Below are 14,034 nucleotides of genomic sequence, written 5' to 3'. Positions count from 1 at the left end.
CCGAGGCGCATGACCATCCCACCGCCGACGTCGGAGTCCGGACGGCACGACGAATCGTACGGCCGCTCGATGCCCTCGCTCACACCACCGCCCTCGGAGGTGGCGACCTCGCGGGAGGTCGTGCGCGCTCTGCTGCGCGAGCAGCACCCGGACCTGGCCGATCGCGAGATCACCGACCCTGTCGAGGGCTTCGACATGGCCGTGTTCCGACTCGGTGAGGACCTCGCGGTCCGACTACCGCGTCACCGGGAAGCGATCGCCTCGTTGGCGGTGGAGGTCCGGTGGGTGAGGGAACTGAGCGAAGGGTGGACCTTCCCCACGCAGCGGATCGTGCGAACGGGTGTCCCGGGTGAGGAGTTCCCCTGGAATTGGGCCGTCACGTCCTGGCTTCCCGGCCGGAACGCGGCACGACACCCCCTGGAGGCGTCGGCGGCGCCGGACCTGGGTCGGGCCCTGGCCGAGATCCACCGGCCCGCGCCCGCCGACGCCCCGTTCGATGTCGAGCAGAGCATTCGGCTCGCCGAGCGGGATCCCGTGCTCCGAAGGTTTTTGCGGACCCTGCCCTCGGTGGGGGCGGGGCGGGGACCGATGGTGGACCCGGGCGCCGTGGAGGAACTGTGGGGGCGGGCGCTCGCGGTGCCCGACGACGCCCCGCGGGTCTGGATCCACGCCGACCTGCACCCGTTCAACGTGATCTCCGACGAGGGCCGGTTCGGCGGCATCATCGACTGGTCCGACATCGCGCGAGGGGACCCCGCGGTGGACCTGGGTTTCCTGTGGTTGCTGCTGCGGCGCGACGCCGTGGGCGAGGCCTACCGGGCCTACGGCGGCCTCGACGAGGCCACGGAGGCACGGGCGAGGGGGATCGGGTTGGTGAAGGCGATCACGCTCGCCGCGGTACCGAAGGCCGAGGTCGCACGGGTCGGGTGGCGGGCGCTGACGGAACTGGGTGTGGCGGTTCACGATGGGGACGGTGCCCGGCAAGGGTCCGGTCCCTGACCGATCCGACCTTTTGAAGGGCCGGCCCTCACACGTACAGGCGACCGCGCGGCTGGGCGGGGTGGGCCAGGATCTCGGCGTAGGCGGCGGCCAGGCGGTCCACCGCGTCGACCATGACCTCAGGCGGGCGGGTGTAGGCCAGGCGCAGGTACCGCTCCAGGGTCCCGTCCGCGCCGAAGACCGGCCCGGCCGCCGGGTGGACCCCGTGCCGGATCGCGGTGGTGGACAGTGCGCTCGCCACCGGCTGTGGCAGCGTCGCCCACAGCACGAGTCCTCCCCCGGGCACGCTCGGCCGCCAGTCGGGCAGCCGCTCGCGCAGGGCGCGCAGGAGGGCGTCCCGGTTGCGGCGCAACTCCCGACTGCGTTCGGCGCGGATGCGCAACACGTCCGCGAGCAGGTGGGTGGCGGTGAGCTGGTCGTGCACCGAACCGGCCAGGTCGAAGCGTTGGCGCACCTGCATCAGCCGGGTCACCATCGGTGGAGTGGCGCGCACCCAGCCCACCCGCAGCCCACCCCAGAACAGTTTGGCCACCGACCCCACGGTCAGCACCCGCCCGTCGATGTCGTGGGCGGCCACCGGGGCGGGCAGGTCACCGGAGTCGATGGCCAGTTCCGCGGCGGACTCGTCGACGATGAGGTGGGTGTTGGCGCGACGCGCCTCCCGGACCAGGACGCCTCGTTCGTCGTCGTCCATCAGCGCGCCGGTGGGGTTGTGGAAGTCGGCGACCGTGTACGCCACGGCCGGTTTCCACTGGCGGAACGCGTCCACCAGGTACTCCATGTCCCATCCCTGCGGGGTCACCCCCGTGGTGCGGATGCGCGCCCCGTTGCGGCGTGCGGCGTCCGGCCCATGCGGGTAGGTGGGCGACTCCAGCAGCACCTGGTCGCCCTCCTGGACCAGTAGGTCCATGGCCAGGGTGATGCCCTGTTGGGCGCCGTTGGTGACGAAGATCTGTTCGGGTGTGGTGGGCAGTCCGCGCTCGACGTAGCGACGGGCGATGGCGTGGCGTAGTTCGGGCAACCCATAGGGGTAGTAGCCCATGCCGGCGACGTGCGCGGCGAGCTGTTCCGAGGCGTGGAAGGAGGCCTCGCGCAGTCCCGCCACGGCGGGCGGGGCGGCCACCCCGAGGTCGATGTGCTCGGTGGCCGGCGCGAACGTGGAGGGTTCGTGGCTTCCGGAGTCGGGCAGGACCGTCCAGCTTCCGGCGCCCTGCCTGCTGTCGAGGTAGCCGTTGTCGCGCAGCCAGGCGTAGGCGGCGGTGACGGTGTTGCGGCTCAGCCCCAGGGCGGTGGCCAGGTCGCGTTCGGCCGGCAGGCGGGTGTGGGTGGGCACACGACCGTCCAGGACCAGGCCACTGATGGCGTGGGCGATGGCAAGGTAGTAGGGGCGTTCGACGGGCGCCTCGCCGATGAGACGGGCGAGCAGACGCCCGTTGATCCGTCGGGTTCCGCCTCCGGTTCCGGGACGGTCGCTGCGCGGTTTTACCAAAGGGGTCCACCTCGGTGGGTCTGAATCAGACCACTTGTCCTGATTGGCTCTTCATTTCCGGGATTTCTTGGTCCACGATACCGATGTGGCTCCCCCTGGTTGATTGTCATCCAATGACAGGATGACTTGCTTGAGATGACTTTGAAAGGAAGGCCGTGTCCAGTACGGTCCGCACCCTGGCGTCCAGGATCCTGATCACCCCCGCGCTGCCGCGTCCGCGTCTGCGCCGCCTGGTCCAGCTCTACCTGGGCCTGTACCTGTTCGGGCTCAGCGGAGCCATGCTGATCCGCTCCGACCTGGGCGCCACGCCCTGGGACGTGCTGCACCAGGGCCTGTCCCTGCAGACGGGGCTGACGATCGGCACCTGGAGCGTGATCATCGGCGCGCTGTTGATGCTGCTGTGGATCCCGCTGCGCCAGAAGGCCGGGGTCGGCACGCTGAGCAACGTGGTCGTGATCGGGCTTTCCACGGACCTGTCCCTGTGGCTGCTGCCCACCACCGACCTCATGTTCTGGCGGGTGACGCTCCTGGTGGGGGGCGTACTGGTGTGCGCGGTGGGGACCGGCTGCTACATCGGGGTGGGACTGGGGCCCGGGCCCCGGGACGGACTCATGACCGGGTTGGCCGCGCGCGGGCTCTCCGTTCGCCTGGCCCGCACACTCATCGAACTGACCGTGGCGCTGGCCGGTTTCCTGCTGGGCGGCACCGTGGGGATCGGCACAGTGGTGTTCATGGTGGCCATCGGCCCACTGGCACAGGTGTTCCTGCCGATGATGCGAATGCCGGAGCCGACCTCCCACGGCGAGGGGAATCCGGAGCAGACACCTCGATGATCACCACGACATAACTTCTCCACGGAAAAACTCCCCATTCCACCTCATACTTCCGCGCACCGGCATATGCACGTGCACCCAAGGGTGGCGACGACCCCGTGGAGCGTGGAAGATGGGGATCGCGGTAAACGGCGAGGGTCGGGATCGACACTTTCTCCCACCGTTCTTTTCGGCTGCCCTCACTTGGGCACATAACCGGGTGAGGCGGCGACGGACGACCGGGGGAACTGTGGCCCGAACAGCGCCCCGACCCATGGAGAGGTCGGGCGACGAAACCCCGAGGGGGCGTGCGCACGGACGTGCGCACCGCGATTCGCGACGGCGCGATGCCCCTCGTTCGGTCGGGGACATCAGCGCCTACCGCATACTCGTGACGACGTGATGGGGGTGTGCCGCGTGCCCGGCCGGATTGAAGACTACGCAGTGATCGGCGACATGCAGACAGCCGTGCTGGTCGGTCGCGACGGTTCCATCGACTGGGCCTGTCTGCCCGACTTCGACTCCTCCGCCTGCTTCGCCGCCCTGTTGGGCGACGAACAGAACGGCCTGTGGAGCCTGCGCCCCACCGGTGGCACCACCCACGCCGACCGGCGCCGCTACCGGGGCGGCACCCTCATCCTCGAACAGGAATGGGACACCGAGACCGGCACGGTACGGGTCATCGACTTCATGCCACCGCGCGGCGGCGCCCCGCACATCGTGCGAATCGTGGAGGGTGTGCGCGGCACGGTGGAGATGAGCACGGCGATGCGCATCCGCTTCGACTACGGGCACGTCGTCCCCTGGGTGCACCGGACCGGCTCCGAACTGGTCGCCATCGCCGGCCCCGACGCCGTCTGGCTCAGCAGCCCCGTCCACCTCAAGGGGCACAACTTCACCCACGACGCCACCTTCACCGTCAACGAGGGCCAGCGGATCCCCTTCGTGATGACCTGGCACCCCTCCCAGGTCGAGGAGTCCGACCACCTGGACGCCGAGAAGGCGCTCTCGCGCACCGAGCGCTTCTGGGAACAGTGGGTCAGCCAGTGCAGGTACGAGGGCCCCTACCGGGAGGCGGTGGTGCGTTCCCTCATCGTGCTCAAGGCCCTCACCTACCAGCCCACTGGCGGTATCGTCGCCGCGCCCACCACCTCCCTGCCCGAGGACATCGGCGGGGTCCGCAACTGGGACTACCGGTACTGCTGGCTGCGCGACGCCACCATCACGTTGGAAGCCCTCATCCGTTCCGGGTACAAGGACGAGGCGCAGGCCTGGCGCGAGTGGCTGGTCCGCGCGGTCGCGGGCGAACCCCAGCTGATGCAGATCATGTACGGCATCCGGGGCGAACGACGGCTCACCGAGTGGGAGGCCGACTGGCTGCCGGGCTATGAGGATTCCAGCCCGGTACGGATCGGCAACGCCGCCGTGGGCCAGTACCAGCTCGACGTGTACGGCGAGGTCATGGACGTGCTGCACCTGGCCAGACGATCCGGGATCCGTGGCGGCGACCACCTGTGGGGGTTGCAGAGGTCCCTGGTCAACTACCTGGAGTGGTGCTGGGACGAACCCGACGAGGGCCTGTGGGAGGTACGTGGACCACGGCAGCACTTCGTGCACTCCAAGGTGATGGCGTGGGTGGCGGCCGACCGCGCCGTGCGCAGCATCGAGGAGTTCGGCAAGGAAGGGCCCATCGAACGATGGACGGCGCTGCGCGACACCATCCACGCCGAGGTGTGCGAATACGGCTACGACCCGCAGCGCAACACCTTCACCCAGTACTACGGCAGCAAGGAGCTGGACGCCGCCCTGCTGCTCATCCCCGAGGTCGGGTTCCTGCCCTACGACGACCCCCGGGTCATCGGCACCATCGACGCGGTCCGAAAGGACCTGATGGTGGACGGGTTCGTGCTGCGTTACCGCACCGACCTGGAGGACTCCGCCGACCAACTGCCCGGTGACGAGGGCGCCTTCCTGGCGTGCAGCTTCTGGATGGCCAACGCGCTGCTGTCCATCGGCCGCCAGGACGAGGCCAGGCAGTTGTTCGAGCGGTTGCTGTCCTTGCGCAACGACGTGGGTCTGCTGGCCGAGGAGTGGGACCCGCGCTCGGGGCGGCAGGTCGGCAACTTCCCACAGGCCTTCAGCCACGTGCCGTTGGTGACCACGGCGCTGAACCTAGAGGACCGCCAGGGCGGCTGGCGCGCGGAGTAGCGATCTCGGCGGAACGGAACGCCCTCGTACGCTCGGCGCGCGGGGGCGTTCGTCGTCGGTCCGACGTGCGAGTCGGGCCTCAGGTGCCCGCGGACACCTCGAACACCGTATCGGGAGCGGTTGTACGCTTACGCCCCGTAGGCCATCGTGACCGCCATCGGTCAGGGGCGAGGGTTTTTCAGTCCGATCGCAGGGGGTCACGCGTGCCTGAGGAGAGGGTCCTGGGCGGCCGATACCGCCTTCTGTCCAAGCTGGGCGCGGGCGGGATGGGCCAGGTCTGGCAGGCCGTGGACGAGTTGTTGGATCGACCGGTCGCGGTGAAGCTGATCCAGCCCGGACGCGCGGACTCCGACGAGGTCGCGGCCCGATTCCGCCGCGAGGCACGGCTGACCGCACGCCTGGCGGGGCATCCCAACGTGGTGATCCTGCACGACTTCGGTCACGACGCCGGGGGCGTGGTGTTCACGGTGATGGAACTGGTGCCGGGACGTCCGTTGTCGGAGATGATCAAGGACAACGGCCCGATACCGATCGACCTGACGGCGTCGCTGGTGTCGCAGGCCGCGGCGGGGTTGAGCGCGGCGCACGCCGCCGGGATCGTCCACCGGGACGTCAAACCGGGCAACCTCATGGTGATCGAGGACGGCCCCGACGGGCCCGGGCTGAAGGTACTGGACTTCGGTATCGCGGCGGTGGTCGCGGCGACCCAGAACGACCGCATCACCCGGACGGGACAGGTGATCGGTACCCCGCTGTACATGCCCCCCGAGCAGGTGCGCGGGGACCGTGTGGACCGGGCCGGGGACCTGTATTCGCTGGGCGCCATCCTGTACCAGATGCTGACCGGTGAGCCCCCGTTCCACAGTGACCGCCCGCTCACGGTGCTGCGCATGCACCTGAACCAGAAGCCCCGGCGACCCTGCGCGCTGCGCCCGGAGATCCCGCCGGCGCTGTCCGAACTGGTGACGCAGATGCTCGCCAAGAAGCCCGAGCAACGCCCGGCCGGGGCCGAGGAGGTGCGTGACCGTCTGGCCCCGCACCTGCCGTACCGGTCCGCTCCGATCCCGGTCACCAAGCCGACGCCCACCCCGCCCCGCGCACAGCAGGGGCAACAGCCGGAGATCAGCGGCGACGCGTACCCGATCCGGCTCACGGAGTTGGTGGACGCCGCCAGGGACCGTGTCGACGAGGGCGACTTCGACACCGCCGCCGAGGAGCTGCGCACCCTGATCCCGCTGCTGCGAGCGGTGTACGGGGCCGACCACCCGGACACGCTGCGCGCCCGCCGTCGGGAGGCGTACGCCACCGGCAAGGGCGGCGACCACGGCGAGGCGGTCACCGGGTTCGAGACGCTCCTGCCCGACCTGATCCGGGTCTACGGGACGCGCCACCCCGAGACCCTGGCGGCCCGCTACTACCTGGCCACCAACGCGGGCCGGGCGGGCGACCACGTCCTGGCCGCCCGCACCCTGGAAGCGCTCCTACCCGACCTGGTCGCGGTCGGTGGACCCGACTCGACCAAGGTGCTCACCGCACGCCTGTACCTGGGGTTCGAGGTGGGCGAGGCCGGCGAGTCGGGCCGCGCGGTGGACCTGCTCGGCACGCTGATCCCGGACCTTGCCCGACTGCGCGGCGCGGACGCCCCGGTGACCCTGCGCGCCCGCCACTACCGCGCCGCCTACCTGGGCTACGACGGCCGCCCGGCGGAGGCGGTGCGCGAGTACGAGGCGCTGCTCGCCGACCACGTCCGCGTCCACGGGGAAGAGGCCGAGAGCACTCGTGGCATTCGCACCCACCTCACCCTCTGGCGCGCCCACACCCCCTGATCCTTCGAGGCCCCAAGGGTTCCGTGGCGATCGTGCGAAAACCACCATCGATCGGCGGAATCGGACGCGGGTGTCGGTGGTGGGCACTAGTGTTCTGGCCATGTCATCCAGGGACCTGAACGAGATCATGGACAGCGGCTGGGCGAAGGCGCTGGAGCCGGTCGCCCCACAGATCGCCGCGATGGGCGACTTCCTCCGTCAGGAAGTGGCCGCCGGGCGCACCTATCTGCCCGCGGGCGACCACGTCCTACGCGCCTTCCAGCAGCCCTTCGACCAGGTGCGCGTCCTCCTGGTGGGTCAGGACCCCTACCCCACCCCGGGCAACGCCGTGGGGCTCAGCTTCTCCGTGGCCCCCGACGTGCGTCTGCCCGCGAGCCTGCGCAACATCTACAAGGAGATGGGTGAGGACCTCGGCGTGCCGATGCCCTCCAACGGCGACCTCACTCCCTGGACCGAGCAAGGTGTCCTGCTGCTCAACCGTGTGCTCAGCGTGGCTCCGGGCAACCCCGGTTCGCACCGAGGCAAGGGCTGGGAGGCCGTCACCGAACAGGCCATCCGCGCCCTGGCCGACCGCGGCCGGCCGCTCGTGTCCATCCTGTGGGGACGCGACGCCCGAAACCTGCGGCCACTGATGCCCGGGGTCCCCTGCGTGGAGTCCGCCCACCCCAGCCCGATGTCGGCGCGCAACGGTTTCTTCGGTTCCAGGCCGTTCAGCAGGACCAACGCGTTGTTGGCCGAACAAGGCGCCGAACCGGTGAACTGGCGGCTGCCCTAGGCACTCCCATCCCCTGGGAGCCCTCACGCAAATTCCACCCTCGAACACGAACCAGCCCACGGACTCGGTGCCTCCCCCGGCGCCGGGTCCGCCGCGTTCCACCCCCTCGAACCCGGAAAGGCCACCCCCGGCTATGGCGAGAAGACTCGGCTACGAAGACGCGCTTCGGACCCTCGGCGAGAACGACTCCGAGGTCCTGGACCTGGCGGAGAAACTCGCCGACGGCGGGTTGGGGCTGATAGGCGTCCCGGACCTGTTCGGGGTGCGCGGCGCGCTGGTGGGCAAGGGACGCAAGGCCCTGGAGGGCATCCGAGACAAGCTCAAGGGCCAGAGCCGGATGTCGCGAACGGAGAAGATCTCGGCCGCCTACCAGGTCCTGGTGATCACCTCGTTCTTCGAAGGGGCCGAGGAGGCCTTCGAGGAGGTCGGCCTACCGTTCGGGATCGACGAACTGGAGATCACCGCCGAGGAGCAGTACACGCTGTTGGGGCGGCACCTGAGCCAGGGCACCCGCGTCCTGTTCCCCTTCACCCACTCGGGGTCGGGCCGCGCGGGGATCGACTGGCCTCTGGAGCGGACCGGCGCCACGGGCGACTTCACGTCCTTCGTGTTCGGACTCGCCGTGGCCGAACGGAACGGGTTCACCCCGGATCACCCACTGAAGGAGAGGTTCCAACGGTCCCTGGCCCGCCATGCCTCGGCCCGGTTCAAGGAGGGGATCCTGCGGTTGGGGGCCGACATCCCCGAGTTCGCCATGTGGCTGCACACGTCCGAACGCGAACGCGACCGGAGGGAGATCGGCACCGGCCTGGCCGACCTGCACGAACAGCTGACCCGGATCGGTTCGGACCGCCCCGTCTCGCGGCGTCGACGGGAGCTCTCCGCCTCCTACCAGGCGGTGCTCAACCGTCCCGTGCTCCGGTCGGACGAAGTCCCCTCCGGGCTTTCCCTGCCCTCGCTACGCGAGGCCTACATCCCCCCGCGCGGGCGCATCACCCTGATCAACAGCGGCAGCTCCCCCGCCCTCGACCGCTGGTGGCGGGAGTTCCCCGTCCAGGACGACCTCCAGACCCTGGTGGCCTCGTTGATCACGCATCCGCGCGCCACCGAGTACCCGGTGGTGGTCCTGGGGCATCCGGGCGCGGGCAAGTCCAAGTTCACCGAGATGCTCGCCGCCCAGCTACCCCCCGAGGACTTCCTGCCCATCCGGGTGGAGCTGCGCTCGGTCAGCCCGAACGCGCCCCTGCACACCCAGATCGAGGAAGGGCTCAACGCCGACCTGCACACCTCGATCTCCTGGCGGGACCTGGCCGACGACGCCGACGGCGCCCTGCCGGTGATCATCCTGGACGGGTTCGACGAACTCCTCCAGGCCACCGGCGTGGACCGCTCCGACTACCTGGAACGCGTCCAGGAGTTCCAGCAACAACAGGAGGCACTGGGGCAACCGGTGGTCGTGATGGTCACCAGCCGCACCCTGGTGACCGAACGGACCCGGTTTCCGTCACTGACCACGGTCATCAGGTTGGAGCCCTTCGACGACGGCCAGATCGAACAGCTCTTGCGGGTGTGGAACCAGGCCAACGCCGAGGCGTTCGAGCGCAAGGGCCTGCTGCCGTTGGAGGCCCGGTCCCTTCTCCACTACCGAGAGCTGGCGGAACAGCCGCTGTTGATGTTGATGCTGCTCATCTACGACGCGCACGGCAACGCGCTGCGCCGGGACTCAGAGACGCTCTCCCACGGCGAGCTGTACGAACGCCTGTTGACGATGTTCGCCAAACGCGAGGTGGAAAAGCACCGCGCCCGCCTGGGCGGACGGGCCCGCGAGGAGGCGGTGGAGGACGAGCTACGCCGCCTGGAGGTCGTCGCGATGGCGATGTTCGCCCGCGGCCTGCAGAGCGTGCGCGCCGAGGAGTTGGAATACGACCTGTCCGTTCTGATGCCCGAGGCGGCCGAACGCCCCGAGGACACGGGCCTGCACGGCACCATCGCCCCCGCCCACCAGGTGCTGGGCCGGTTCTTCTTCGTCCACGAGGACCGCGCCCAAACCGCGGAGGGCACCAGCAGCGCCTTCGAGTTCCTGCACGCGACCTTCGGCGAGTACCTGGTGGCCCGCCTGGTGGTGGCGGTACTGGAGGAACTCGCCGAGGATCGGAGCCGGGCCACGCGCCGACGGAACCGGGCGTCCCGGTTGGACGACGGCGAGCTCTACGCCCTGTCCTCCTTCGCCGCCTTCGCCGGACGGGACAAGGTGGTGTCCTTCCTGGACGAGATGCTCCAAGCCCGTGTGCGGGAGGATCCCGGGCTCGGAGACGACCTGCGGGAGCTGTTGATCGACCTGTTCCGCGAGGCACCCTTCCCCGCCCCCAACCGTTCCTTCGCCGAGTACGAACCCAAGCGGCTGCCGATCGCCACCCGGGAGGCGTGCTACACGGCGAACCTGATCACCCTGTTGGTTCTGCTCACCGAGGAGCCGGTTCCGCTGACGGAGCTCTACCACGACGTGCCGGACCCACGCCAGACCTGGCGCCGCATGGTGGGTCTGTGGCGTCTACTGCCCGCCTCACAGTGGTTCGGGATCCTGGAGACGGTGCGGGTCCGACACCTGGGGTTCTGGGAGAGCCAGGACCCCGTCTCGGTCCTGGAACGCGAGAGGGGCGGCCCGGTCAACCTCGGCGAGTGCACGGGTTTCGAACTGCGCCACGAAGCCCACGCGGCCCCGTCCTACATCAATCCGTACGAGATCGAGATCCCGGCGGGAACGGTCGCGCACCGATTCCTGCGTTCCCTGACGCTGCGGGTCAACGGAACCGGTTCCCGGTTGGCGCTGACCCTCTCCCCCTACTTGAAGCACGTCTCCCACGAACTGGGGAGATTCGTGGCCAAGGACCCCGGGGAGGAGGGGGTCTGGGAGGTGGCCCACGACGTGTTGCGGCTGCGCCTGGAGCCGCTCGACGGTCTTTCCGCGGAGCAGGTCGACGAACGGCTCACCCGCTATCGGCGGTTGCTCGCCTTCGACGCCGGCGGGGTCACCCTGACCGTCCTGCGACAGGCCTTGGAGGACCTGCGTTCCTGGCCCGAGCCCCGGCACGGTGAACAGCGCCAGACCCTGGCCCGGATGGCCCAGGACGCCCTCCGGGAGGCGGGGAACCGCTCCGCCGAGACACCGGAGGTCATGGAGTCGCTCCGTCGACTGCGCGGTGAGATCTTCAGGTTCATGGAAAGGGACGCGGAGCGGGACGGATTCGACGCGCCGAGCCCCGCCCCACCCTCCGCGGGGACCTTCCGGTACCCGCCACTGCCCCCGGTGTCGTACCCGTCTTCCCCGGTATCGCAGGAACCCGCGGAGGACGCCGACGTTTCCGGTGCGTGGTGGGGTTCCTCCGGATGGTGAGGAGTTCGTTCGACGGACCGGCGCTCCGTGGTCAGTGCACCTGGTCCGCCAGGACCCTTTTGACCAGGGCGGGGACGACCCGGCCGATGGGGTCGTGCAGGACCGCGCCGGCGTAGTCGTCGTAGGGGGTCGGTTCGGCGTTGATGACGCACAGGGCGGAGCGGGACATCATGGCGACGTCGCACAGCCCCGCGACCGGGTGCACGGTCAGGGACGTACCGATGGCCAAGAACACGTCGGAGTCGCGGGCGGCCTCGGCGGCGCTCTCGATGACCTCGGGGTTCAATCGCTGGCCGAAGGAGATGGTGTCGGACTTTTGGATCCCTCCGCACTCCACACATCGGGGATCGGACTCCTCGTCCAGGCGGGCGAGCACGGCGGGGCTGGGGGTGCGCAGCCCGCATTCCATGCACATCACCCGGAGCATCGTGCCGTGCACCTCGATGACCTGCTCGTCGGGGACCCCCGCGCGCTGGTGCAGGCCGTCGATGTTCTGGGTGATGAGGGCGCGCAACCTGCCCGACGCGGACAGGTCGGCCAGGGCGCGGTGCGCGTCGTTGGGTTCTGCCTTCCACACGCTGTGGGCGCGGCGCGACGACCAGACCTCGCGGCGCACGTCGATGTCGCCCATGTAGCAGTCGATGTCCGACAACGCCTGGGCGTCGGGATCGTTGGTCCACAACCCCTGGGGACCGCGGTAGTCGGGGATTCCGGAGTCGGTGGACACCCCCGCGCCGGTCAGGACGGTGATGCGTCGCGCGGACGTGAGGAGTTCGGCGGCGTGCTCGAACCCCTCGGGGTCGGCGAAGCTCGCGGTGTCGTCGGTCATCGAGGCCATACTCCATTCTTACAACGCCCGTGATCCCCCTTCCGCACGGCCCGCCACGAGCCGCGGGCCCGGGCGGAAGCCGACGTCGTACTCTCGGGTACGTGTGGGGCGGGTGGTCGCATTGCCCCACCGATGCGCACGAGGGGGGCAAAGGGTGCCAAAATGCACACAATCATGAAGCAGTCCTACATTCTCGTGGTCAACGGGACCAAGGTCCAACGCCCGGTGTTCGTGCTGGGCGCCCCTCACTCCGGGGTTCCGCTGATCGCCCGTGCCCTGTCCCGCGCGCCCGGCTTCCATGTGGGAGCCGGTTCCTCCGGGGTGCTCAACACCGTGTACGCGGTGGCCAGACGCCCCTCCCTCGCCTCGGAGAAGGCCTCGGCGACCGCGAGCCTGTTCCGGGAGGCCTACGCGGAGGCCTGGCAGCTCACCCCCCTGACCTGCCCGAAGTGTCCGGGCCCGTATGCCCGGGTGCCCGCGAACACGGCCTCCGAGCCGTGTGAGCACAGCTCCAGGGTGCGCCGTTACGGCGACGCCAGCCCCGACCTGCTCTACAGCGCCGGCGCCCTGCACGCGGCCTTCTCCGACGCCCTGTTCGTGCAGATCATCCGCGATGGCCGTGACGTCGTCGCGGACATGTTGGAGGACGAGCTGTCGTTGGCCTGGCTCAAGCCCAGTTTCATGAAGTTGGAGCACGAGTTCCCCAACCACTTCTTCGGGTTGGACGAGGAGTCGGACCTGGAGCGGTTCACCGAGGGATCGACGGCGACCAAGTGCGCGATGCGGTGGCGGGGCGCGTTGCGCATGTCCGCCGGGTTGCGCCGGGAGATCGGCCCAGACCAACTGTTGACTTTGCGGTACGAGGACGTGCGCGGCGGCGAGGTGCAGACCGCCGAGAAGCTGAGGGAGTTCACCGGGGCGCGGGTGTCGGCCGGCGAGCTGCTGAGCGACGACTCGGGGGTGGGCTCGTGGAAGGAGCGGTTGTCCCGCCGGGACCACGGTGACGTGCACGAGGTGGCCCGCAACGAGCTGTCCCGTCTGGGTTACCTCTGATCGGGGCCGTCCGCCCCATGTGCGCGGAGCAGGATCCGGGCGGCCTCCTTCGCGGTGGGCGCGGCGTCGGCGATCCCGGTGACGTTGCGGGCGACCACCGCTCCTTCGTGGAGCATGACGAGGGTGTCGGCCAAGGCGTCGGGCTCTCCGGCTCCGGTCCGCGCGACCAGGGTCCGGTACAGGTCCCGCAGCCAGTGCTTCTGCTCTTGGGCCACGGCGCGACCGGGGTGTTCGGGGTCGGAGAGTTCGGCGTAGGCGTTGACCATGGCGCAGCCGCGCTCGTTCTCCCGGTCCATCCACTCGTCCAAGGCGGCGAAGGTGGCGACGATCCGGTCGATGGGCGGATCGTGCGCCTCCACCCGTGAGGTGAGGAAGTCGCGCCACCGTAGGTCGCGGGCGCGCAGGTAGGCGACGACCAGGCGCTGCTTGGACCCGAAGCGGTCGTAGATGGTCTTCTTGGTGACTCCGGCCTCCTCGGCGATCAGTTCCATGCCCACGACGTTGACGCCCCGGCTGTAGAAGAGCTCGGAGGCGACCTCCAGGACCCGACGGGCGGCGGGTGTGAGCGGGCGCTGTTCGATGGTGTGCATGACGTCTCCCTGATCGGGTCCGGCGACTACATGGTGAGTATACCGACCGGTGTGTTTAC

At 69.6% G+C, this 14,034-nt stretch carries 10 protein-coding genes; 7 read left to right on the top strand and 3 right to left on the bottom strand.

All coding sequences use genetic code 11. The annotated features are described in order from the left end of the window. Positions 1–9 precede the first annotated feature (9 nt). On the top strand, positions 10–999 hold the full coding sequence (locus ACWGSK_RS00150; RefSeq protein WP_358506365.1) for an aminoglycoside phosphotransferase family protein: 990 nt from the start codon (positions 10–12) through the stop codon (positions 997–999). 28 nt (positions 1,000–1,027) lie between these two features. On the opposite strand, the gene yczR is transcribed toward ACWGSK_RS00150, so the two are convergent. Then, positions 1,028–2,488, bottom strand: coding sequence for a MocR-like transcription factor YczR (gene yczR, locus ACWGSK_RS00145; RefSeq protein WP_358506363.1), 1,461 nt, complete (start codon positions 2,486–2,488; stop codon positions 1,028–1,030). Positions 2,489–2,643: 155 nt separating this feature from the next. On the opposite strand from yczR, the gene yczE reads away from it, so the two are divergent. The 5 genes from yczE (at position 2,644) to ACWGSK_RS00120 (ending at position 11,503) form a co-directional block, all read left to right on the top strand. Then, positions 2,644–3,321, top strand: coding sequence for a membrane protein YczE (gene yczE, locus ACWGSK_RS00140; RefSeq protein ID WP_358506360.1), 678 nt, complete (start codon positions 2,644–2,646; stop codon positions 3,319–3,321). A gap of 381 nt (positions 3,322–3,702) precedes the next feature. Further along, positions 3,703–5,508 carry a glycoside hydrolase family 15 protein gene (locus tag ACWGSK_RS00135; protein WP_358506568.1) on the top strand — a complete coding sequence of 602 codons (1,806 nt, stop codon included), beginning with the start codon at positions 3,703–3,705 and terminating at the stop codon, positions 5,506–5,508. A gap of 203 nt (positions 5,509–5,711) precedes the next feature. Next, positions 5,712–7,334: a protein kinase domain-containing protein gene (locus ACWGSK_RS00130; RefSeq protein ID WP_452454804.1), complete on the top strand. Its 1,623-nt coding sequence runs from the start codon at positions 5,712–5,714 to the stop codon at positions 7,332–7,334. 100 nt (positions 7,335–7,434) lie between these two features. After that, positions 7,435–8,109, top strand: a complete 675-nt coding sequence (locus tag ACWGSK_RS00125; protein WP_452454803.1) for a uracil-DNA glycosylase — start codon at positions 7,435–7,437, stop codon at positions 8,107–8,109. A 133-nt stretch (positions 8,110–8,242) separates the two neighbouring features. Beyond that, complete coding sequence (locus tag ACWGSK_RS00120) at positions 8,243–11,503, top strand: NACHT domain-containing protein (RefSeq protein WP_452454802.1); 3,261 nt, start codon at positions 8,243–8,245, stop codon at positions 11,501–11,503. Between the two features lie 31 nt (positions 11,504–11,534). Here ACWGSK_RS00120 and ACWGSK_RS00115 read toward each other — a convergent pair whose 3' ends face one another. Continuing rightward, the gene (locus tag ACWGSK_RS00115) at positions 11,535–12,341 is read right to left on the bottom strand and encodes an SIR2 family NAD-dependent protein deacylase (RefSeq protein ID WP_452454801.1); all 807 of its coding nucleotides are present in this window, start codon (positions 12,339–12,341) and stop codon (positions 11,535–11,537) included. Positions 12,342–12,506: 165 nt separating this feature from the next. Between ACWGSK_RS00115 and ACWGSK_RS00110 the strand changes: the two genes are divergently transcribed. Next, on the top strand, positions 12,507–13,385 hold the full coding sequence (locus ACWGSK_RS00110) for a sulfotransferase family protein (RefSeq protein ID WP_358506346.1): 879 nt from the start codon (positions 12,507–12,509) through the stop codon (positions 13,383–13,385). On the opposite strand, the gene ACWGSK_RS00105 is transcribed toward ACWGSK_RS00110, so the two are convergent. Then, on the bottom strand, positions 13,376–13,975 hold the full coding sequence (locus tag ACWGSK_RS00105; protein ID WP_358506343.1) for a TetR/AcrR family transcriptional regulator: 600 nt from the start codon (positions 13,973–13,975) through the stop codon (positions 13,376–13,378). The two genes, ACWGSK_RS00110 and ACWGSK_RS00105, sit on opposite strands and share 10 nt — an antisense overlap. Positions 13,976–14,034: the final 59 nt, after the last annotated feature.

It is taken from the genome of Nocardiopsis sp. NPDC055551 (assembly GCF_053619415.1).
Note: the sequence above shows the minus strand (reverse complement) of the source record. Positions and strands in the feature narration are given on the sequence as shown.

What these genes read in the sequence shown, in the direction of transcription:
- ACWGSK_RS00150 (WP_358506365.1), top strand. Translation starts at nt 10, where the DNA reads ATGACCATCCCACCGCCGACGTCGGAGTCCGGACGGCACGACGAATCG.
- ACWGSK_RS00135 (WP_358506568.1), top strand. Translation starts at nt 3,703, where the DNA reads ATGGGGGTGTGCCGCGTGCCCGGCCGGATTGAAGACTACGCAGTGATC.
- ACWGSK_RS00125 (WP_452454803.1), top strand. Translation starts at nt 7,435, where the DNA reads ATGTCATCCAGGGACCTGAACGAGATCATGGACAGCGGCTGGGCGAAG.
- ACWGSK_RS00115 (WP_452454801.1), bottom strand. Translation starts at nt 12,341, where the DNA reads ATGGCCTCGATGACCGACGACACCGCGAGCTTCGCCGACCCCGAGGGG.
- ACWGSK_RS00105 (WP_358506343.1), bottom strand. Translation starts at nt 13,975, where the DNA reads ATGCACACCATCGAACAGCGCCCGCTCACACCCGCCGCCCGTCGGGTC.
- ACWGSK_RS00120 (WP_452454802.1), top strand. Translation starts at nt 8,243, where the DNA reads ATGGCGAGAAGACTCGGCTACGAAGACGCGCTTCGGACCCTCGGCGAG.
- ACWGSK_RS00110 (WP_358506346.1), top strand. Translation starts at nt 12,507, where the DNA reads ATGAAGCAGTCCTACATTCTCGTGGTCAACGGGACCAAGGTCCAACGC.